This window comes from Pseudomonas sp. S150 (genome assembly GCF_004526365.1).
Classification (GTDB): domain Bacteria; phylum Pseudomonadota; class Gammaproteobacteria; order Pseudomonadales; family Pseudomonadaceae; genus Aquipseudomonas; species Aquipseudomonas putida_A.
In genome coordinates, this window is sequence record NZ_CP038207.1 from 1,717,124 (window position 1) to 1,739,004 (window position 21,881).

General features: G+C 60.4%; 19 protein-coding genes and 1 pseudogene. 16 read left to right on the forward strand and 4 right to left on the reverse strand.

The features are described 5' to 3' along the window. Positions 1–126: 126 nt before the first annotated feature. The 6 genes and pseudogenes from ffh to E3Z29_RS07840 all read left to right on the forward strand — a co-directional run bounded on the left by ffh (position 127) and on the right by E3Z29_RS07840 (position 4,216). Positions 127–1,503 carry a signal recognition particle protein gene (gene ffh / locus E3Z29_RS07815; RefSeq protein ID WP_134785509.1) on the forward strand — a complete coding sequence of 459 codons (1,377 nt, stop codon included), beginning with the start codon at positions 127–129 and terminating at the stop codon, positions 1,501–1,503. 261 nt (positions 1,504–1,764) lie between these two features. Continuing rightward, positions 1,765–2,016 (forward strand): 30S ribosomal protein S16, encoded by a 252-nt coding sequence (gene rpsP, locus E3Z29_RS07820; protein WP_003185073.1) that lies wholly within the window; start codon positions 1,765–1,767, stop codon positions 2,014–2,016. Between the two features lie 5 nt (positions 2,017–2,021). Then, positions 2,022–2,558 carry a ribosome maturation factor RimM gene (gene rimM, locus E3Z29_RS07825; protein WP_003221979.1) on the forward strand — a complete coding sequence of 179 codons (537 nt, stop codon included), beginning with the start codon at positions 2,022–2,024 and terminating at the stop codon, positions 2,556–2,558. Between the two features lie 3 nt (positions 2,559–2,561). Further along, positions 2,562–3,314 (forward strand): tRNA (guanosine(37)-N1)-methyltransferase TrmD, encoded by a 753-nt coding sequence (trmD, locus tag E3Z29_RS07830; RefSeq protein WP_003221981.1) that lies wholly within the window; start codon positions 2,562–2,564, stop codon positions 3,312–3,314. A 45-nt stretch (positions 3,315–3,359) separates the two neighbouring features. Beyond that, the gene (gene rplS / locus E3Z29_RS07835; protein ID WP_003175895.1) at positions 3,360–3,710 is read left to right on the forward strand and encodes a 50S ribosomal protein L19; all 351 of its coding nucleotides are present in this window, start codon (positions 3,360–3,362) and stop codon (positions 3,708–3,710) included. A gap of 91 nt (positions 3,711–3,801) precedes the next feature. Beyond that, positions 3,802–4,216, forward strand: a pseudogene (locus tag E3Z29_RS07840) (acyl-CoA thioesterase). 118 nt (positions 4,217–4,334) lie between these two features. On the opposite strand, the gene E3Z29_RS07845 reads toward E3Z29_RS07840, so the two are convergent. Then, positions 4,335–6,143 (reverse strand): sodium:proton antiporter, encoded by a 1,809-nt coding sequence (locus E3Z29_RS07845; RefSeq protein ID WP_098967382.1) that lies wholly within the window; start codon positions 6,141–6,143, stop codon positions 4,335–4,337. Positions 6,144–6,251: 108 nt separating this feature from the next. On the opposite strand from E3Z29_RS07845, the gene xerD reads away from it, so the two are divergent. From xerD to E3Z29_RS07880, 7 genes are all read left to right on the forward strand, one after another. Then, positions 6,252–7,148: a site-specific tyrosine recombinase XerD gene (xerD, locus tag E3Z29_RS07850; protein WP_007967784.1), complete on the forward strand. Its 897-nt coding sequence runs from the start codon at positions 6,252–6,254 to the stop codon at positions 7,146–7,148. A gap of 312 nt (positions 7,149–7,460) precedes the next feature. After that, positions 7,461–8,192 (forward strand): bifunctional protein-disulfide isomerase/oxidoreductase DsbC, encoded by a 732-nt coding sequence (gene dsbC / locus E3Z29_RS07855; protein ID WP_007967782.1) that lies wholly within the window; start codon positions 7,461–7,463, stop codon positions 8,190–8,192. 131 nt (positions 8,193–8,323) lie between these two features. After that, a complete protein-coding gene (locus E3Z29_RS07860) occupies positions 8,324–9,628 on the forward strand; it encodes a homoserine dehydrogenase (protein ID WP_007908972.1) in 1,305 nt (434 codons plus the stop codon). A gap of 66 nt (positions 9,629–9,694) precedes the next feature. Further along, positions 9,695–11,104: a threonine synthase gene (thrC, locus tag E3Z29_RS07865; protein ID WP_027610971.1), complete on the forward strand. Its 1,410-nt coding sequence runs from the start codon at positions 9,695–9,697 to the stop codon at positions 11,102–11,104. A gap of 119 nt (positions 11,105–11,223) precedes the next feature. Continuing rightward, positions 11,224–12,588 (forward strand): transporter substrate-binding domain-containing protein, encoded by a 1,365-nt coding sequence (locus tag E3Z29_RS07870; RefSeq protein WP_134785510.1) that lies wholly within the window; start codon positions 11,224–11,226, stop codon positions 12,586–12,588. 116 nt (positions 12,589–12,704) lie between these two features. After that, complete coding sequence (locus E3Z29_RS07875) at positions 12,705–13,112, forward strand: response regulator transcription factor (protein WP_027610973.1); 408 nt, start codon at positions 12,705–12,707, stop codon at positions 13,110–13,112. Between the two features lie 162 nt (positions 13,113–13,274). Further along, entirely contained in the window at positions 13,275–13,556 is a 282-nt protein-coding gene (locus E3Z29_RS07880; RefSeq protein WP_041063178.1) for a DUF3509 domain-containing protein, read from the forward strand. A gap of 175 nt (positions 13,557–13,731) precedes the next feature. On the opposite strand, the gene E3Z29_RS07885 is transcribed toward E3Z29_RS07880, so the two are convergent. Next, positions 13,732–14,691 carry a TIGR02285 family protein gene (locus tag E3Z29_RS07885; RefSeq protein WP_225137657.1) on the reverse strand — a complete coding sequence of 320 codons (960 nt, stop codon included), beginning with the start codon at positions 14,689–14,691 and terminating at the stop codon, positions 13,732–13,734. Further along, entirely contained in the window at positions 14,639–15,838 is a 1,200-nt protein-coding gene (locus E3Z29_RS07890) for a CaiB/BaiF CoA-transferase family protein (protein ID WP_095138297.1), read from the reverse strand. The genes E3Z29_RS07885 and E3Z29_RS07890 overlap by 53 nt, the downstream gene beginning before the upstream one ends. Positions 15,839–15,984: 146 nt before the next feature. Between E3Z29_RS07890 and E3Z29_RS07895 the strand changes: the two genes are divergently transcribed. From E3Z29_RS07895 to E3Z29_RS07905, 3 genes are all read left to right on the forward strand, one after another. Next, entirely contained in the window at positions 15,985–16,527 is a 543-nt protein-coding gene (locus tag E3Z29_RS07895) for a YaeQ family protein (RefSeq protein ID WP_003222001.1), read from the forward strand. A 55-nt stretch (positions 16,528–16,582) separates the two neighbouring features. Continuing rightward, positions 16,583–18,292, forward strand: a complete 1,710-nt coding sequence (gene recJ / locus E3Z29_RS07900; RefSeq protein WP_134785511.1) for a single-stranded-DNA-specific exonuclease RecJ — start codon at positions 16,583–16,585, stop codon at positions 18,290–18,292. Positions 18,293–18,561: 269 nt separating this feature from the next. Next, on the forward strand, positions 18,562–19,668 hold the full coding sequence (locus E3Z29_RS07905; RefSeq protein WP_134785512.1) for an NADH:flavin oxidoreductase/NADH oxidase: 1,107 nt from the start codon (positions 18,562–18,564) through the stop codon (positions 19,666–19,668). Between the two features lie 207 nt (positions 19,669–19,875). Here the strand turns inward: E3Z29_RS07905 and E3Z29_RS07910 are convergent, their stop codons facing one another. Continuing rightward, entirely contained in the window at positions 19,876–21,504 is a 1,629-nt protein-coding gene (locus E3Z29_RS07910; protein ID WP_115988137.1) for a glucan biosynthesis protein D, read from the reverse strand. Positions 21,505–21,881 lie beyond the last annotated feature (377 nt).

Genomic DNA, 21,881 nt, shown 5'->3' on the forward strand with positions numbered 1-21,881 from the left:
TGTCCGCCCGACGCAGTCTTCGCTATAATCCGCGACCTGCCCACGCCGCAGGCTCGCCGAGCACATGTTGAATCCGGTCTGGGCCGCCATTATCCCGGTCTACACAGGGCCTGAAAGGATCGCGCAATGTTTGAAAACTTAACCGACCGTCTCTCGCAGACGCTGCGCCATGTCACCGGCAAGGCGAAGCTGACTGAAGACAATATCAAAGACACCCTGCGCGAAGTGCGCATGGCGTTGCTCGAAGCCGACGTCGCCCTGCCGGTGGTCAAGGACTTCGTCAATTCGGTCAAGGAGCGCGCTGTCGGCACCGAGGTGTCGCGCAGCCTGACGCCGGGCCAGGCGTTCGTGAAGATCGTCCAGGCCGAACTCGAAAGCCTGATGGGCGCGGCCAACGAAGACCTGAACCTGAGCGCCGTGCCGCCAGCGGTCATTCTGATGGCTGGTCTGCAGGGTGCCGGTAAAACCACCACGGCCGGCAAACTGGCGCGCTTCCTTAAAGAGCGCAAGAAGAAGTCGGTGATGGTCGTGTCGGCGGACGTTTACCGTCCTGCGGCTATTAAACAGCTGGAAACCCTGGCCAACGACATCGGCGTGACGTTCTTCCCGTCCGACCTGAGCCAGAAGCCGGTGGACATCGCCACCGCAGCTATTAAAGAAGCCAAACTGAAATTCATCGACGTGGTCATCGTCGACACCGCCGGTCGTCTGCACATCGACGAAGAGATGATGGGCGAGATCAAGGCGCTGCACGCCGCGATCAACCCGGTCGAAACGCTGTTCGTGGTCGACGCCATGACCGGTCAGGACGCCGCCAACACGGCCAAGGCCTTCGGTGATGCGCTGCCGCTGACCGGTGTGATCCTGACCAAGGTCGACGGTGATGCCCGTGGCGGTGCCGCGTTGTCGGTTCGCGCAATCACTGGCAAGCCGATCAAGTTCATCGGTATGGGCGAGAAGAGCGAAACGCTCGATCCGTTCCACCCTGAGCGTATTGCTTCGCGGATCCTCGGCATGGGCGACGTGCTCAGCCTGATCGAACAGGCCGAAGCGACCCTCGACAAGGACAAGGCCGATAAACTGGCCAAGAAGCTGAAGAAGGGCAAGGGCTTCGACCTCGAAGACTTCCGCGATCAGCTGCAACAAATGAAGAACATGGGCGGCCTCGGCGGACTAATGGACAAGCTGCCGAGCATCGGCGGTGTCAACCTGTCGCAAATGGGCAATGCCCAGAATGCTGCAGAGAAGCAGTTCAAACAGATGGAAGCCATCATCAACTCCATGACGCCGGCCGAGCGCCGCGACCCTGAGCTGATCAGCGGTTCGCGCAAGCGCCGGATCGCCATGGGTTCCGGCACTCAGGTGCAGGACATCGGTCGCTTGATCAAGCAGCACAAGCAGATGCAGAAGATGATGAAGAAATTCACCGCCAAAGGCGGCATGGCGAAAATGATGCGCGGCATGGGCGGTATGTTGCCCGGCGGCGGCATGCCGAAAATGTGATTCAGGACACCAAGACTTCGCCGGTCGTCGCACCGGCGCAGACCCTGCAAGGACGCAGGATCAACAGCAAACCCGCACTCGGCGGGAGCTGACTGGCCGTTTTCATCGACGGCTCTATATGCAAATCCGCACGGCATGCCATAGGCGCCGGAAAAAGTCATTTGCAAAAGTCCGGATATTCCTTAGAATATGCGGCCTTTCGGGCACCCATGCCCGCTGTGCATTTAGATTTGCAGCACCGACTACAGGAACGATGTTCACATGCTAACAATCCGTCTTGCCCTTGGCGGCTCCAAAAAGCGCCCGTTTTACCACCTGACCGTAACCGACTCGCGTAACCCGCGTGACGGCTCCCACAAAGAACAGGTTGGCTTCTTCAACCCTGTTGCCCGTGGTCAGGAAATCCGTCTGTCCGTGAACCAAGAGCGCGTAGCCTACTGGCTGAGCGTTGGTGCACAGCCATCTGAGCGTGTTGCTCAGTTGCTGAAGGAATCTGCCAAGGCTGCAGCCTGAGCAGTATGAGCGCGACGCCAGAAAAAGCTGATGACCTGATCGTTGTCGGCAAGATTTTTTCGGTTCACGGCGTTCGCGGCGAGGTGAAGGTCTTTTCCTTTACCGATCCGATTGAAAACCTGTTGGACTACCGCAACTGGACGCTTCGGCGCGAAGGCGTGGTGAAACAGGTCGAGCTGGTCAGCGGCCGATCCACTCAAAAGGATCTGGTTGCCAAGCTCAAAGGCCTCGACGATCGCGATGAAGCCCGTCTTCTGAGCGGTTATGAGATTTGCATCTCGCGAAGCCTTTTGCCCAACCTGACAGGCGACGAGTACTACTGGTACCAGTTGCAGGGTCTGAGCGTCATCAACCAGGACGAGCAATTGTTCGGCAAGGTTGATCACCTGTTGGAGACCGGCGCGAACGATGTATTGGTGGTCAAGCCCTGCGCGGGCAGCCTGGATGATCGCGAGCGGTTGTTGCCCTATACGGAGCAATGCGTGCTGGCAATCGACCTGGATGCAGGCGTGATGCGGGTGGAATGGGACGCGGACTTCTAAGCAATGGCCAGCCTGCGCGTAGACGTCATTACGCTGTTCCCCGAGATGTTCTCGGCCATCAGTGAGTACGGCATTACCAGTCGTGCGGTCAAACAGGGGCTGTTGCAGCTGACCTGTTGGAATCCGCGGGATTACACGACGGATCGGCATCACACTGTGGACGATCGCCCGTTTGGCGGTGGTCCGGGCATGGTGATGAAGATCAAGCCCCTGGAAGATGCTCTGGTTCAGGCCAAGGCAGCAGCCGGGGAGGCGGCGAAGGTGATTTACCTGTCCCCCCAAGGCCGTCAACTGACTCAGTCGGCGGTACGCGAGTTGGCAAAATCGGATGCATTGATCCTGATTGCCGGCCGCTATGAAGGCATTGACGAGCGCTTTATTGAGGCTCATGTCGATGAAGAGTGGTCGATTGGTGACTATGTACTGTCTGGCGGCGAGCTGCCGGCCATGGTCATGATCGATGCGGTTACACGACTGCTGCCCGGAGCTTTAGGGCATGCGGATTCCGCTGAGGAAGATTCCTTTACGGATGGTCTGCTGGATTGCCCGCACTACACCCGACCTGAGGTGTATGCGGATCAGCGTGTTCCCGACGTGTTGCTAAGTGGCAATCACGCGCATATCCGGCGTTGGCGTTTACAGCAGTCCCTTGGTAGGACCTATGAACGACGCGCCGATCTTCTGGAAAGCCGCTCGCTTTCTGGAGAAGAGAAGAAGCTGCTCGAGGAATACATCCGCGAGCGGGACGATAGTTAACAACGTATCGATGGTAGATCAGTTGATTTACCTTAGGAGCACAGCATGACCAACAAAATCATCCTTGCACTCGAAGCAGAGCAGATGACCAAAGAAATCCCTACCTTTGCCCCAGGCGACACCATTGTCGTTCAGGTGAAAGTGAAGGAAGGCGATCGTTCCCGTCTGCAAGCGTTCGAAGGCGTTGTCATCGCCAAGCGTAACCGCGGCGTGAACAGTGCGTTCACCGTTCGTAAAATCTCCAACGGTGTTGGCGTAGAACGTACTTTCCAGACCTACTCCCCGCAGATCGACAGCATGGCTGTTAAACGTCGCGGTGACGTACGTAAAGCCAAGCTGTACTACCTGCGCGACCTGTCGGGTAAAGCAGCTCGCATCAAGGAAAAACTGGCTTAAGTCCAGCTTCCGATGCAGAAAAAAGCAGCCTACGGGCTGCTTTTTTGTTGCCTGCAATTTATCCACAGCATTTTTGTTTCAGGCCAGAACCATGACCACCCGTGACCAGGAAATCGAACGCCGCACCGAACTCTCGGTGACCCGCGTGACCAAAGCCGTCTTCCCGCCGACCACCAACCACCACACACACCCTGTTCGGCGGCACCGCGCTGGCGTGGATGGATGAAGTGTCGTTCATCACCGCTACGCGTTTCTGCCGTTTGCCGCTGGTGACCGTGTCCACCGACCGCATCGACTTCAATCACGCGATCCCGGCCGGCTCCATCGTCGAACTGGTGGGCAGGGTGATCAAAGTGGGTAACACCAGCCTCAAGGTCGAGGTGGAAGTATTTGTTGAGAGCATGAGTTGCGATGGCCGCGAGAAGGCGATCCATGGGCAATTCAGCTTTGTGGCCATCGACGATGACAAGCGGCCGGTGCCGGTGCTGCCCGGATTTCCTGCCTGATCCGGAACCGAGTCGCGGCCTTCGCGAGCAAGCCCGCTCCCACAGGTTTTGTGTCGTCTACAACGTTTATGTACGACACGGACACTGTGGGAGCGGGCTTGCTCGCGAATTCGTCAGATCAGGCGCCGCTGCTCTCAGGCTGGATCAACGCCAGCAACGTCCACCCGGATCCCGGTTTCAAAGCAGTCTCCGGCGTCACCACATGCACCCAGCCACTGTCATCGCGCATGAACAGCAGCGTCGCCCGATTGCCATGCAATGCCTGGTAATCCTCCCAACCGAAACCGTCCGTCAGCGTCGTGCTGTACACCTCGGCGCCGTTGCTGATCAGGCTGGCCAGCTTGGCGTAGGTCAGCGCCTCGCTCCCCAGCTGATTGCCGCGATGTTCCAGGCTTGCCCGATGCTTGTCACTGCGACGACTTTCCTGACCACTGGCCAGACCAAACAGGCGTTGATGACCAAAGTCGTGTCGAAAACGCATCGCCGCCAGGGTGTTCAGTTCGCCCGACGGCGATAGCGCCAGCAGATGCCCCAGCCCGACCAGATCCAGATGCGCATCGGCATGCTGCGAAGCCGGGTTACCAAAGTACGTCGGCAAACCCTCCATGCGCGCCGCACGAATATTCTCCCAGCTCGAATCGGTCAACAGTACGCGGCTGCCCAGTTGCTGCAATGACTTGCCCAGCAACCGCGCCGGGCCGTTGGCGCCGACGATCAGGAAGCCGCTCGGCGCCGGTTCAGCGACGTTCAGCAAGCGTGCAAGTGGCCGAGCGGTTGCGCTTTGCAGCACCACGGTGCCGATGATCACCGCGAAAGTCAGCGGCACCAGCAGCAGCGCACCTTCGTGCCCGGCTTGATCCAGACGAATCGCGAAAATCGCCGACACCGCCGCCGCCACGATCCCGCGCGGGGCGATCCAGCACAGCAGGGCGCGTTCACGCCAGCTCAGGCTGGAGCCGGCAGTGCTCAACAGCACGTTCAGCGGGCGCGCGATCAGTTGAATCACCAGCAGCAGAATCAGCACCAACGGCCCGAGGCCGATCAAAGCATGCAGGTCCAGCCGCGCCGCCAGCAGAATGAACAACCCGGAAATCAGCAGCACGCTGAGGTTTTCCTTGAAGTGCAGGATGTGCCGCACATCCACGCCCTTCATGTTCGCCAGCCACATGCCCATCAGCGTCACCGCGAGCAGGCCGGACTCGTGCATCACCTGGTTGGATGCAATGAAGATCCCCAACACCGCCGCCAGCGAGGCGAGGTTATGCAGGTATTCCGGCAACCACTGGCGCCGGATGATGGTGCCCAGCACCCAGCCGCCGACCACCCCGAATACGCTGCCGCAGACAATCACGCCGCCGAAGGTCAACAGGCTCTGTTCGAGGCCGTTGCCCTCGGAGCGGGCGATGATGAAGCTGTAGACCACCACCGCGAGCAGGGCGCCGATCGGGTCGATGACGATGCCTTCCCAGCGCAGGATGTTGGCGATCGAGGCTTTCGGCCGCACCACCCGCAGCATCGGCACGATCACCGTCGGGCCGGTCACCAGCGTCAGGCTGCCGAACAGGATCGCCAGCAGCCAGTCGAAGCCGAGCAAAAAATGGGTGGCGACGGCAATCACCACCCAGGTCGTGAACGCGCCGATTGTCACCAGCCGATGCACGACGCTGCCGATCTCGCGCCATTCCGACAGGTGCAGGGTCAGACTGCCCTCAAACAGGATCAACGCTACCGCCAGCGACACCAGCGGCATCAGCAACGGGCCGAACATTTCCTGCGGGTCGAGCCAGCCCAGCACCGGCCCGGCGAGAATCCCGGTCAGCAACAGAAACAGAATCGCCGGCAGCTTCAGGCGCCACGCCAGCCACTGGCAACCCAACGCAGCGACGCCGATCCCGCCAAATGCCAAGAGAATTTGCTGCTCGTTCATTGAAGCTCCCTGTTCCTTGAAATTGCGGGCTATGAAAGACTAGCGGCCATTCCTACAGTTCACTCTACATTTGCGCACAGCCCCGGAGGTTGTGTGCCTTGAGCGCCCATGCCTGCCATCGACCATCCACTGATTGACCAATTCCTCGACGCCCTGTGGCTGGAAAAAGGCCTGTCCGACAACACCCGTGGCGCCTACCGCAGCGATCTGGCGCTGTTCAACGGCTGGCTGCAAGAGAAAAACCTCGAGCTGATCAATGCCGGTCGTGAGTTGATCCTCGATCACCTGTCCTGGCGCCTGGAGCAGAACTACAAGCCGCGTTCCACCGCCAGATTTCTTTCCGGTGTGCGTGGTTTTTATCGCTATCTGCTGCGAGAAAAGCTGATTACGGTCGATCCGACCTTGCGCGTCGACATGCCGCAACTCGGTCGGCCTTTACCCAAATCATTGTCGGAAGCCGACGTCGAAGCGCTGCTCAAGGCGCCGGATCTGAGCGAAGCCATCGGCCAGCGTGACCGCGCCATGCTTGAGGTGCTGTACGCCTGTGGTCTGCGCGTGACCGAACTGGTCAGCCTGACGCTGGAGCAGGTCAACCTGCGTCAGGGCGTGCTGCGGGTGATGGGCAAGGGCAGCAAGGAGCGCCTGGTGCCGATGGGCGAGGAGGCGATTGTCTGGGTCGAGCGCTATATGCGCGATGGTCGCAGCGAGCTGCTCGGCGGGCGCCCCAGCGATGTACTGTTCCCCAGCCAGCGCGGCGAGCAAATGACCCGTCAGACCTTCTGGCACCGGATCAAGCATTGGGCCAAGGTCGCCGGGATCGGCAAATCGCTGTCGCCGCACACCTTGCGTCACGCCTTCGCCACGCACCTGCTCAACCACGGCGCCGATCTGCGGGTGGTGCAGATGTTGCTCGGGCACAGTGATCTGTCGACCACGCAGATCTACACCCATGTGGCCCGCGCGCGCTTGCAGGACCTCCATGCCAAACACCACCCAAGAGGCTGATGCAACCTTCAATGTTGGAGTCATTACCTGTGGCGAGGGGATTCATCCCCGACGGGCTGCGCAGCAGCCCCAAAAACTTTGCGTTCAATAAAATTCCAAAGTATCCATTTACGACCGCAGCGCCTGCATCGGGGATAAATCCCCTCACCACAATAATGTGTGCCAGTCAGCCTTGAGTGTCTTGTGTCAGGCGCATTCGGCCATGCGAGCCTTATGTGGTAGGCTTTGCCGGTTTGCACGATGGACGGTTATGACCCGGTGTTCCGGCACGGGCGTTCTGACCGTTTCATTTGTCCGCCTTCAGGAGTTCTCATGCGTCTGACCCAGATTTTCGCCGCCGCAGCCATTGCGTTGGTCAGCACCTTTGCCGTCGCCGATGACGCGGCCGACAAAGCCATTCGTCAAAGCCTGGAAAAACTCGAACTCGAGGTTCCGGTAGAAAGCATCAGCGCCAGCCCGTTGCCGGGCATGTATGAAGTCAAGCTCAAGGGCAGCCGCGTGCTGTACGCCAGCGCCGACGGCCAATACATCGTTCAGGGCTACCTGTTCCAGCTCAAGGACGGCAAACCGGTCAACCTGACCGAGAAGACCGAACGCCTGGGCATCTCCAAACTGATCAATGCCATTCCAGTGGCCGAAACCGTGGTTTACCCAGCCGTGGGCGAGACCAAATCGCACATCACCGTGTTCACCGACACCACCTGCCCGTACTGCCACAAGCTGCACGCCGAAGTGCCTGAGCTGAACAAGCGCGGCATCGAAGTGCGCTACGTGGCGTTCCCGCGTCAGGGCCTCGGCTCGCCGGGTGACGAGCAGTTGCAAGCCGTGTGGTGCTCGACCGACAAGAAAGCCGCCATGGACAAAATGGTCGATGGTAAGGAAATCAAGGCCGCCAAGTGCGCGAACCCGGTTTCCAAACAGTTCGCTTTGGGTCAGTCGATTGGCGTGAACGGCACACCGGCTATCGTTTTGGCCGACGGACAGGTCATTCCGGGCTACCAGCCGGCGCCACAAGTCGCCAAACTGGCGCTGGGCGCCAAGTAATTCGCATCGTCACGGTCCGCCGTTGACGATCATGGTCCGGCAGCAACATCGCCGGGCCATTAATAGAGAGCCGCGAACACGCGGTTGTTTTCCGGCCGACCTTGCGTCGGCCGTTTCATGGGGAGTTCACAGTGAATCCGGTCAAAGTAGGCATCTGTGGGTTAGGGACCGTCGGTGGCGGTACCTTCAACGTACTTCAGCGCAACGCCGAGGAAATTGCTCGTCGTGCCGGGCGTGGGATCGAAGTGGCACAAATTGCCATGCGCACGCCAAAGCCTCAGTTCCAGACGACCGGTATTGCGATTACCAACGATGTCTTCGAAGTGGCCACGAACCCTGAGATCGACATCGTCATAGAGCTGATGGGCGGCTACACCGTTGCCCGCGAGCTGGTACTCAAGGCCATCGAGAATGGCAAGCATGTGGTCACCGCGAACAAGGCACTGATCGCCGTTCACGGTAATGAGATTTTCGCCAAGGCACGCGAGAAAGGCGTGATCGTGGCATTCGAAGCGGCCGTGGCCGGTGGCATTCCGGTGATCAAGGCGATCCGTGAAGGCCTGTCCGCCAACCGCATCAACTGGGTCGCCGGGATCATCAACGGCACCGGTAACTTCATCCTCACCGAAATGCGCGAGAAGGGTCGCACCTTCGAAGACGTGCTGGCCGAAGCGCAAGCGCTGGGCTACGCCGAAGCCGATCCGACCTTCGACGTCGAAGGCATCGACGCCGCGCACAAACTGACGATTCTGGCCTCCATCGCGTTCGGCATTCCGCTGCAATTCGACAAGGCCTACACCGAAGGCATCACCAAGCTGACCACCGCCGACGTGAATTACGCCGAAGCGCTGGGCTACCGCATCAAGCACCTCGGTGTGGCGCGCAGCACCGCTGCCGGCATCGAGCTGCGCGTACACCCGACGCTGATCCCGGCCGATCGTCTGATCGCCAACGTCAACGGCGTGATGAACGCCGTGATGGTCAACGGTGACGCCGCCGGTTCGACCCTGTTCTACGGCGCCGGTGCCGGCATGGAGCCGACCGCTTCGTCGGTGATCGCCGACCTGGTGGACGTGGTTCGCGCCATGACGTCCGATCCGGAAAACCGCGTGCCGCACCTGGCCTTCCAGCCGGACTCGCTGTCGGCGCATCCGATCCTGCCGATCGAAGCCTGCGAAAGCGCCTACTACCTGCGCATCCAGGCCAAGGACCATCCGGGCGTACTGGCTCAGGTGGCGAGCATTCTCTCGGAGCGCGGCATCAACATCGAGTCGATCATGCAGAAGGAAGTCGAGGAACACGACGGTCTGGTACCGATGATCCTGCTGACCCACCGCGTGGTCGAGCAGCGTATCAACGATGCGATCGCTGCCCTCGAAGCCCTGGCCGGCGTGAATGGTCCGGTTGTACGGATCCGCGTCGAGCACCTGAACTAAGTCGTTGTCCTGCAATGGCCCCGTGAAAGGGGCCACTGTTGTGCACACTCTCCATTGGAGTCAGTCATGCGTTACATCAGTACCCGCGGCCAGGCACCGGCCCTGAATTTCGAAGACGTCCTGCTGGCCGGTCTGGCCACTGACGGCGGTCTGTACGTCCCGGAAAACCTGCCACGTTTCACCCAGGAAGAAATCGCTTCCTGGGCCGGCCTGCCGTATCACGAGCTGGCCTTCCGCGTGATGCGCCCGTTTGTCACCGGCAGCATTCCTGACGCCGATTTCAAAAAGATCCTCGAAGAAACCTACGGTGTGTTCTCGCACAGCGCCGTTGCGCCGCTGCGTCAGCTCAACGGCAACGAGTGGGTGCTCGAGCTGTTCCACGGCCCGACCCTGGCGTTCAAGGACTTCGCCCTGCAACTGCTCGGTCGTCTGCTCGATTACGTGCTGGAAAAGCGCGGCGAGCGCGTGGTCATCGTCGGTGCCACCTCGGGTGACACCGGTTCGGCCGCCATCGAAGGCTGCAAGCACTGCGAAAACGTCGACATCTTCATCCTGCACCCGCACAACCGTGTGTCCGAAGTGCAGCGTCGGCAGATGACGACGATTGTCGGCGAGAACATCCACAACATCGCCATCGAAGGCAACTTCGATGACTGCCAGGAAATGGTCAAGAACAGCTTCGCCGACCAGAGCTTCCTCAAGGGCACGCGTCTGGTGGCGGTGAACTCGATCAACTGGGCGCGGATCATGGCCCAGATCGTCTACTACTTCCACGCAGCCCTGCAGCTGGGCGGCCCGGCGCGTTCGGTGGCGTTCTCGGTGCCGACCGGCAACTTCGGCGACATCTTCGCCGGTTACCTGGCGCGCAACATGGGCCTGCCGATCAACCAGTTGATCGTCGCGACCAACCGCAACGACATCCTGCACCGCTTCATGAGCGGCAACCAGTACGTCAAGGAAACCCTGCACGCCACGCTGTCGCCGTCGATGGACATCATGGTTTCGTCGAACTTCGAACGGCTGCTGTTCGACCTGCACGGTCGTAACGGAGCGGCGATTGCCGGGCTGATGGATTCGTTCAAGCAGGGCGGTGGTTTCAGCGTCGAGCAAGAGCGCTGGACCGAAGCCCGCAAGCTGTTCGACTCGCTGGCCGTGGATGACGCGCAAACCTGCGAAACCATCGCCGAAGTCTACGCGCAATGCGGCGAAGTGCTGGACCCGCACACCGCCATCGGCGTCAAGGCCGCGCGCGAATGCCGCCGCAGTCTGGACATCCCGATGGTGATCCTGGGTACCGCACATCCGGTGAAATTCCCGGATGCCGTGGAGAAAGCGGGTGTAGGAAAAGCTCTCGAACTGCCTGCACATCTTTCTGATTTGTTTGAGCGAAACGAGCGCTGCACCGTTCTGCCAAACGAGCTGAAAGCCGTACAGGCCTTTGTCAGCCAGCACGGCAACCGCGGCAAGCCGCTGTAAGCCGAAAAAGCTGTCACATTTTGAAGCCCGTCTCCTGACGGGCTTTTTTGTTTCTGCTGCCACACTGCTCGGGTTTTCGCCCATGAAGGACGGGTGAGTCGATCACGAAGGAAGTGGCAATGCTGTTTGAAAGAGGATGGAAACACGCCCTGAAGCGGGTTTTTCTGTTGTGCCTGTTGGTTGGCTGGCGCGTGGGCGTTGCGGCGCATCTGGCGCATGATGAAGAGCAGTTGAACATCGGCACCGTTGTGCTGAGTGAAGCCGAGCGGCAATGGGTTCGCGATAACCCGACGGTGATCGTGGCGGCGGAGCAGTACCCGTTGTACCTGTTTCTGGATGAGCATGGTCATTGGAGCGGCTTGAACAATGATGTGCTCAAACGCATCAGCGCCATGACCGGGTTGCAATTCGTTTACCGGGAGTCGTTTTCCACCGCGCAGATGCTCGAACGCCTGGAAACCGGTGCCGCAGACATGAGCACGACCCTGGCGATGAATGATGAGCGCCGGTTGAGCCTGGATTTCAGTCATGCCTTTGGCGGTGCCGGCTGGGTATTTGTCGGCCGCGCCAGCGAGCCTGGAGTGCAATCGCTGGAGCAGTTGGCCAAACGGGTGCTGGTGTTGCCGGGTCGGCATGCGCTGGAGGGGGTGATCCGACGCGATTATCCGTCCATCGAATTACGTTCGGTGAAAACCTATGCCGAGGCGCGGGCGCTGGTCGAAAGCGGTGAGGCCTATGCCACCATCGAAAACGAAATCGGTGCGCAGCTCTATCCCTCGGGATTGCTGAAGGTTGGCGAATTGCTGGAGGGAAAATGGGAGGCAGATCTTCTGGCCGTGCGCAAGGGTCAGCCGCAATTGCTGAGCATCCTGAACAAGGCGCTTGAAGCGTTCCCGGCTTCCGAACTGCGGGCCATTCGCCTGAACTGGCTGGGCGGCATCGGGCCGAAACCAGCTGCTGCGGGCTGGCAACACTGGTCGCGTTTGGGCTACTGGGGTGTGTGTGTGGTGGGGGCTTTTTGTGGGTTGTCGCTGTTATGGCATCGGCGAATGGCGGCGCTGATCAAACAGCATCGAGACGTGCAAAGCCAACTCGGTGATCAATTGGTCTTCCAGCGCGCGCTGATAGACGCCATGCCTGACCCGGTGTTCGTTCGCGACCTGGAAGGGCGTCTGATCCTCTGTAACAAAAGCTACGAAGAGGCGTTGTCGATCCGCTTTGAGCAGGTGCAGGGGTGTCGCTTGATCGACGTCGATGCCCTGCCGCGTGCCACCGCCGGCATGCTGCATGAGGAGTTCATGATTCAGCTGAGAACCCGCCGAACCCGCTTCAGCAGACGTCGCCTGCAATTCAAGCAGGGTAATCGCGACATCTATCAATGGACGGTGCCGTTTTACTGCGCCAGTGGGGAGTTGCGAGGCTTGCTCGGCGGGTGGACGGACATCACCCGGCGTGATGCGGCAACGACGGGACATCCGCATTGATATAGGGAAATTTCCTATATCACGCGCTTCCTTTTCCGATGGGGGACTGAAGGAGGCTGCCCTAAAGTGGGCAGCAACTGCGGACGAGTCCGCGATTGCCGTTTCAGAGGTCGTCCATGCGCTCGCTCAAAGTACTGATTCTCGAACCCGATCCTTATCGAATGATGGCGTTGCACCAGATGCTCAATGCGGTCGGTATCTACGACGTGCTGACAGCGCCGTCGCTGGCGTCCGCAAAGTGCTCGCTGGAGCGCCGCACCCGGGTCGACATAGCGATTTGCGATCCGCAACTGCGCGGCGGAGAGGGCCTGGCGCTGATCCGTCATCTGGTGGCCGGGCGGGAAGCGCGGGCGCTTATCCTGCTGGGGCGTGTGGCACCCGGCCTGCTGAGTGATCTCGAAAGCCTGCTGCACCAGCAGGAGCTGAAACTCCTGGGGCGTTTGCAAACGCCGGTCTCGGCGGTGCTGATGCGCGGGCTGCTGGACAGCTACCTGCAAGCGGCAGCCCATCCGGCGGGGGCTTGAGCCGATGGTTATGTTTCTGTCATCTTCACCGTGCATGCTCTGACAGACCGCTAACTGCTCCGGGAGCAGCGCGGTATTCAGAACTTTCTTCTCGGGCCGGTGGTCATTTATTGTGAACACGCCCCAGGCACAATGTTTTCGGACTATTGAGTGGAGATCGAGATGGAAAGTATCAGTCTATTGCTCGGTGAGGCTCTGAGCCCGTATCAGGTGACGTTGACTCCGTGTGGCGCCCATGGCGAATGCCTGGTGACGCTGAAGAACAGCAACGGCGCCCTCGTGGTGGAGCGCGAATTCAATCAGGCGCAGTTGACCGACAAACGCCTTCTGACAGATGTGGTTGACGGTTTGCACCGTGACGTCCTGATCGCCGAAGGGCGGCTGGAGCCCTGTGTGATCGCGGCCTTGCGCAATGCGGCGCTGGATAAGCGTGCGGCCCTGTAAAGATGAAATATTTTTTGTGGGAACCTTCCTGCATCCCCGTCAGTCAGACCCCATAACAGCAGGATCAAGCATTGTGCTCCGGTGCTTGTCGCTTGCTGCTACGGGTCTTTAAGCAGACCGCGTTTAACCCCGAGTTGTCTCCCCACTGCTCGGGGTTTCTTTTTGCCCGCAGGTTTTACTGCGTGGCCTGTTGCTCGAAAAAAATCCGCGCCTGTTGCAGATAATCCGTGCGCATTTCGGGGTCCAGCCAGTCGGCATACGACTGGTTCAGTTGCTCGTGGGGCAGGGTACGCAGCAGTTGGTTGATCTCACTGATCGCCTGACGGCCCTGAGGAGTATCGGAACACCCGACAAAGCCAGACAGATACTTGCCGGTGCCGCGAATCGGAAAGAACACCAGTTCGTCTTCGGCAATTTGCGCCTGCTGCGCCTGATAGCGGATCTCCGGCCAGTAACCCAGCACCACTTGCAGACGCCCCAGGCGCTGCATCGACAGCAGGCTGCTCAGGGCGTCGTTGCCATAATGCGGCGTCAACGCACCGCCGGGAGCCTGCTTGAGCAGACTGTCGAGATACTCGCCGTAACTGCGTTCCGCGACGACTCCGACCTTGATCTCGCCATTGGCCAGAAATGCCGGCAGATCGACTTCACCGTCGATCAGGTACGGCGCCAGTACGTCGCGATCTTTCTGACGCACCACCAGACCATTACTGACAGCGCGAAACGCCGGGATAGAGAAAGTGATCCATTGCGTGCGCTCCTTGCTCCAGATCAGCGACGGATCGCAGGTGAAGGACGGCTCGTGCAGCATCTGCATGCCGCGGGCGCGATTGACCCGCATCAGCGTGTGTTCGTATTGCGGCATGCCGGCGATCAGCATCGGCATCAGTTGATCGATGACGCCCTGGCCCTTTTTCGGGCCTTCGAAGATGGTCAGGGGCGGCAGGTCGCGCAGCAACCAGACCAGCGTGGGTTTCGCTTGCGCCCAGGCGGGCAGGGCGAGCAGAAACAACAGGCCGAACAGCCGCCACGTCCACCAGTGGTGGGCGCGGTTGGCGTCCGATGTCTGCCGATGTTTCAGCTTAGATAGCTCCGTCTGCGCGCAACCGGGCGATCTGCTGTTCGTCGTAGCCAAGATCGTGCAGTACCTGCGCATTGTGTTCACCGAGCTGCGGCCCGACCCATTCGGAAGTGCCCGGTGTCTCAGAGAGTTTCGGCACGATGCCCGGCATCTTGAAAGGCTTGCCGTCCGGCAGCTTCGCCTGCAGGAACATTTCCCGGGCGAGGTACTGCGGATCGCTGAACATGTCCTCGGCACTGAAGATCCGGCTAGCCGGCACTTCCGCCTGATTGAGCAGGTCGAGCACGCTTTGCAGCGGCAGCGAATTGACCCAGCGGTCGATCACGCCATACAACTCGTCGCGGCGACTGTCGCGACCGTCGTTGCTCGCCAGTGTCGGGTCGTTGGCCAGATCCTCGCGGCCGATGATCAGCATGAAGCGCTTGAAGATTGCGTCGCCATTGGCACCGATCTGCACATGCTTGCCGTCGGCGCTGGTATGGATCGATGACGGCGTGATGCCCGGCATGATGTTGCCGGTGCGCTCGCGGATGAAGCCGAACACGTCGAACTCCGGCACCATGCTTTCCATCATGGCGAAAATCGCCTCGTACAACGCGACATCGACTACCTGGCCGAGACCGCCGTTGACCTCACGATGACGCAGCGCCATCAGCGCGCCGATCACGCCCCACAACGCGGCAATCGAATCGCCGATGGAGATTCCGGTGCGCACCGGTGGCCGGTCTTCGAAGCCGGTGATGTAGCGCAAACCGCCCATGGACTCGCCGACCGCGCCGAAGCCCGGTTGATCCTTCATCGGCCCGGTCTGGCCGAAACCGGAGAGGCGCACCATCACCAGTTTCGGATTCAGCGCGTGCAGGGTTTCCCAGCTCAGCCCGAGTTTTTCCAGCACGCCGGGGCGAAAGTTTTCGATCAGGATGTCGGCTTCGCCCAGCAGTTTTTTCAGGATCGCCAGGCCCTCGGGGTGCTTGAGGTTCAGGGTCAGCGACTTCTTGTTACGCGCCTGGACGAACCACCACAGCGAGGTGCCTTCATACAATTTGCGCCACTTGCGCAGCGGATCACCGCCGTCGGGCGATTCGATCTTGATCACTTCGGCGCCGAACTCGCCGCAAATGCGCGAGGCAAACGGCCCGGCAATCAACGTACCCAATTCAATGACTTTCACACCGCTGAGCGGTTTGTTGGCGAACGGCATACTGAATCCTGTAGGACAAGGCTGAGCGGATACAGCGTTTTAACATAGCCGGCTGTCAGACGCCGCAGGTTGATCGCCATCAATTCGATGATTGCCTACGGCATCGGTTAGACTTGCCGACTTTCCTCGTATCAAGAAGCCCGTTCATGGCCCAGCCGTCTACCACGTACAAATTCGAACTGAACCTCACTGACCTCGACCGCAGCGTCTACGAGAGCGTCAAGCAGACCATCGCCCGTCACCCTTCGGAAACCGAAGAGCGCATGACCGTGCGGCTGCTGGCCTACGCCCTCTGGTACAACGAACTGCTGTCGTTTGGCCGTGGTCTGTCGGACGTGGATGAACCTGCGCTGTGGGAAAAAAGCCTGGATGACCGCGTTCTGCACTGGATCGAAGTTGGCCAGCCGGACGCCGATCGTCTGACCTGGTGCTCGCGTCGCACCGAACGCACCAGCCTGCTGGCCTACGGCAGCCTGCGCGTGTGGGAAGGCAAAGTGGTGCCGGTGGCGAAGAACCTGAAAAACGTCAACATCGCTGCGGTGCCGCAGGAAGTACTGGAAACCCTGGCCAAGGACATGCCGCGCGTCATCAAGTGGGACGTGATGATCAGCGAAGGCACGATCTTCGTCACTGACGACCGTGGTCAGCACGAAGTCCAGCTGGAATGGCTGGCCGGTGAACGCGGCTGATCCTGCGCCGCTTACTGATTAATCCCACGTATTCAAGAGAAGTTTCCGTTAGCCCATGCGTATTGATCCTCGACCGTTGCCTGCCACGCTGCCGTTTCTCGGTGACCTGCCACCTTTGCTGACCCGTTTGTACGCGGCGCGGGGCGTGCAATCCGAGGCGGAGCTGGATAAAAGTCTGGCGCGGCTGATTCCGTTCCAGCAGCTCAAGAGCATCGAGGCAGCGGTGGATCTGCTGGTGACGGCGCTGGAGCAGCGTCAGCGGATTCTGATCGTCGGTGACTTCGACGCCGATGGCGCGACGGCCAGTACGGTCGGCGTGCTTGGCTTGCGTCTGCTGGGCGCGGCGCATGTCGATTATCTGGTGCCGAACCGCTTCGAATACGGCTATGGCCTGACCCCGGAAATCGTCGAGGTTGCCCTGACCCGCGAACCGCAGTTGCTGATCACCGTCGACAACGGCATCTCCAGCGTCGAAGGCGTGGCCGCGGCGAAAAGGGCTGGGCTCAAGGTGTTGATCACCGACCACCACTTGCCCGGCGATGAACTGCCGCTGGCCGATGCGTTGGTCAACCCGAACCAGCCCGGCTGCGAGTTTCCGAGCAAGGCGCTGGCCGGGGTCGGGGTAATTTTCTACGTGTTGATGGCCTTGCGTGCACGCCTGCGCAGCCTCGGCTGGTACGAGAGCAAGCCGCAGCCGAACATCGGCGAACTGCTGGATCTGGTGGCGCTGGGCAGCGTTGCCGACGTGGTGCCGCTGGACGCCAACAACCGGATTCTGGTGCATCAGGGCCTTGAGCGGATTCGCGCCGGGCGTGCACGACCGGGGATCAAGGCAATTCTTGAAGTGGCCAAGCGTGACGCGGCGCGAATCACTTCCACCGACCTTGGATTTATCGTCGGCCCGCGCCTGAACGCGGCGGGGCGCCTGGACGACATGAGCCTCGGGATCGAATGCCTGCTCACCGCCGACGCCAATCTGGCGCGGGAAATGGCCGCGCAACTGGATGGCATGAATCAGGATCGCAAATCCATCGAGCAGGGCATGCAGCGCGAGGCGCTGGCCCAGCTCAAGGACTTGCCGGTGGAATCGATGCCGTTCGGCCTGTGCCTGTTCGATCCAGAGTGGCATCAGGGCGTGATCGGCATTCTCGCCTCGCGGATGAAAGAGCGTTATTTCCGCCCGACCATTGCCTTCGCCGATGCTGGCGACGGGCTGCTCAAGGGCTCGGGGCGTTCGGTGCAGGGTTTCCACATTCGCGATGCTTTGAGCGTGGTGGCGGCGCAGCATCCGAACCTGATTGCCAAGTACGGTGGCCACGCGATGGCGGCCGGTCTGACTTTGCCGCAAGAGAATTTTCCGCTGTTCGCCGAAGCTTTCGATGCCGAAGTGCGTCGGCAACTTCGTGAGGAGGACCTGACCGGGCGCATGCTTTCGGATGGCACGCTGGCGGTCGAGGAATTCCATCTGGAACTGGCCCGCGCCCTGCGCCATGCCGGGCCTTGGGGCCAGCACTTCCCGGAGCCGCTGTTCCATGGCGTGTTCCAGTTGGTCGAGCAACGGGTGGTCGGCGAGCGGCACCTGAAAGTGGTGCTGAAAAGCGAGTGCGGGTCGGTGAAGCTGGATGGCATCGCTTTCGGCATTGACCGTGATGTCTGGCCGAACCCGACCATTCAGTGGGTCGAGCTGGCCTACAAACTCGACGTCAACGAATTTCGGGGCAACGAGACGGTGCAACTGATGATTGCCCACATCGAACCGCGCTGACGCCATTCGCGAGCAAGCCCGCTCCCACAGGTACAGTGTTGCCCTTGTGGGAGCGGGCTTGCTCGCGAAGGCGCTCTTTCACACACAGAATTACTCTGAACCCTCCCTCATCCCCGGTTGTCGACTAGGCTCTAAGCACTGCTTGATTGGCCTTGTGACGTCTTGTCGAATGTTTTGCCCGCGGGGGCGGGTGCTGCACCTTTTTCCTGTCACTCGTCGACTTTTCAAACAGAACCCTGGAGCCTGCCCACTGATTTGAGAGGTGCCCCATGAGTCTGCTGCTCGAACCCTTTACCCTTCGCCAACTGACCCTGCCCAACCGCATCGCCGTGTCGCCGATGTGCCAGTATTCCAGCGTCGACGGTCTGGCCAACGACTGGCATCTGGTGCATCTGGGCAGCCGCGCGGTGGGCGGTGCCGGCCTGATTTTTACCGAGGCCACGGCGGTCACCGCCGACGGGCGAATCACCGCTGAAGACCTCGGTTTGTGGAACGACGAACAGATCGAACCGCTGCAACGCATCACCCGTTTCATCACGGCTCAGGGTGCGGTTGCTGGCATTCAACTGGCCCATGCCGGGCGCAAGGCCAGCACCCATCGGCCATGGATCGGCAAACACGGTAGCGTCAAGCCGGAGGATGGCGGCTGGACCCCGGTCGGGCCGTCGCCGATTGCCTTCGACCCGCAGCACACGCAACCGAAACAGCTGGATGAAGGGCAAATCGCCGAAGTCATCCAGGCCTTCGTCGCTGCGGCCAAACGTGCGTTGACCGCAGGTTTCAGCGTGGTCGAAGTGCATGCCGCCCATGGTTATCTGCTGCATCAGTTTCTGTCGCCGCTGAGCAATCAGCGCCGCGATCAATACGGTGGTTCGTTCGAAAACCGTATTCGGCTGGTGTTGCAAGTCACCGAGGCCGTGCGCGAGGTCTGGCCGCAAGAGTTGCCGGTGTTTGTCCGGGTTTCGGCCACCGACTGGGTCGAAGACGGCTGGAACCCGGATGAAACCGTGGAGCTGGCGCGCCGCCTCAAGGCACTGGGAGCGGATCTGATCGACGTCTCTTCCGGTGGTACCGCCGCCAACGCCGAGATTCCCGTGGGGCCGGGTTATCAGACGCGTTTCGCCGAACGGGTACGCAAGGAGTCAGGCATCGCCACCGGCACCGTCGGCATGATTACCGAGCCGGCGCAGGCCGAGCACATTCTGCGCACCTGTCAGGCCGACATCATCTTCCTCGCCCGTGAACTGCTGCGGGACCCGTACTGGCCGCTGCATGCCGACGATGATCTGGGTGGGCGCAAAGCGGTATGGCCTGCGCAGTATCAGCGCGCGACCCATCGTGATCAGCCGATTCACGAGTCTGACTTGCGCGATTGAGTCGGTTGCGGTAAAGCAAAAAGCCCCGGTCAGTGATGGCCGGGGCTTTGTTTTGTCTGGTTGTCGTTGCGCTGCCTGGTCGAACGCTATCGCGAGCAGGCTCACTCCTACAGTTGATCTGCGTCGAACACTCATTTTGTGAACGATAGATCCCCCTGTAGGAGTGAGCCAGCTCGCGAAGAGGCCAGGTCAGGCGCTACATAACCCTCAAGGGTATTTACGCTTGTCCGGCGCCGGCGGGAAGTACTGGTACAACCAGGTCTCGCTCAATGTGCGGTCATTGGTGCGGATGAACAGGCGCAGTTCCACCGGGTCGACGCTGTCGCTGGTCGGGTACCAGTCGAACAGGATCCGGTAACCCTTGATGTCATCGAGCACCAGCACGCTGAAGTCCTGTACCTTGCCGTTGGAGCAGGTGACCACCGGTTCGATCCCGGTGCCCTGCGGCAGGCGATCGAGACCGCCACCGGTGAAGTCCACGGCAAAACGACGGGCCCAGACCGGCGGGTAATGCTCGCCCGGTGCCCAGCCTTCGACGAATCCACCCATACCCGACCGGGTCGCATGCACCCGCGCCAGCGGCGTGCCGACCGGTGGCAGGGCGCTCCAGTAGAGCTTGTAGCCATAGTTCAGCGAGTCGCCGGCGGCCACTGGCTTCTTCGGCGTCCAGAACGCGACGATGTTATCGAGCGTTTCGCCGGTGGTAGGAATTTCCAGCAGATCGATGGAGCCTTCGCCCCACGCGGTTGTAGGCTCGACCCACAGGCTCGGGCGTTTGCTGTACCAGTCAACGGTGTCCTGATAGTTGGCGAACTCGTGGTCGGTCTGCACCAGACCGAAGCCCTTCGGATCGGTGTCGGCGAACGCGTTGAACTGCAGGGTCGCCGGGTTGTTCAGCGGGCGGCAGATCCACTCGCCATTGCCACGCCACATCGCCAGGCGATCGGAGTCGTGAATCTGCGGGTGGATGGTGTCGCACATGCGGCGTTCGTGGGTGCCGCAGCTGAACATGCTGGTCATCGGTGCGATGCCCAGTTGTTCGATGGCGGTACGCGCGTTGATGTGGGCGTCGATCTCCATCACCACGCGCTCGGCCTGGCAATCGATGTCGAAGCGGTAGGCACCGGTGGCGCTCGGCGAGTCGAGCAGCGCATAGACCACAAAACGCGTGGCGTTCTGATCCGGGGTCTCGAACCAGAATTTAGTGAAGTCCGGGAATTCTTCGCGCTTTTTCGCGTAGGTGTCGACGGCCAGGCCGCGAGCGGAGAGGCCATATTGGCCAGTCGCATCCACCGCGCGGAAATAACTGGCGCCGAGGAACGACACCACGTCATGGCGATCCAGCTCCGGCGCCTTGAACAGCTTGAAGCCGGCAAACCCCAAGTCGCCCTTGAGCTGCTGGGTGTCGACTGAGGTGTTCTCGTAATTGAACAGCGTCGGGCGGAAATGCACTTCGCGGGCGGTGCGGGTCTTCGGATCGACGCTGTACATGCGCACCGGTTGACGGAAACCCATACCGACGTGGAAGAACTGCACGTCCAGCTGACCCTTGTTCTCTTTCCACAGCGAATGATCGCCGTCGTAGCGGATCGCGTTGAAATTCTGCGGGGTCATGGTCGCCAGGGTCGGCGGCAGCACCTGTTTAGTGTCCTGATAGGCCGAGCCGGCCAGTTGCTTGGCCTGACGCTTGAGCGCTTCGAAGTCGAAAGCCTGGGCCTCGCCATCGGCGGCGCCACCATTGGCTGCCCAGGCACGGGCGGCCAGCAGGCCGGAAGCCGAGAGACCGGTGTAAGCCGCAATGGCCATCGACGCTTTGAGCAAATTCCTGCGGTGCATAAATACAACCTGTCGTGAGCAATCCCGCGCCGTTCCTGGCACGTGCTGGATCAGAAATTACGGTTCGGACAAGCCTTCGGCCAAACGCAACGGACTATAAACAGATGCCGGCTAGCTTAAACGGTTCGCTCGCCGAGCAAAATTCGTTGATTCACAGTGACAGAGTGTCAATGAAACAAGACATGTCGGTTAAAAATCTGACAGGGCGTTCTGATTTATGCGGCATATCTGCTTTTTTCGACTAATTACTCTAAAAACCGCTTTTCAGCGCCGATTTAATTTCTATTCTATGGGCATGACCGGTGTTGACCGGTAGGGCACACGGCGCTGCTGTAAGGGGCAGGGCGATGTGGTGGTTTAGCAATTCTTTGAAGTAT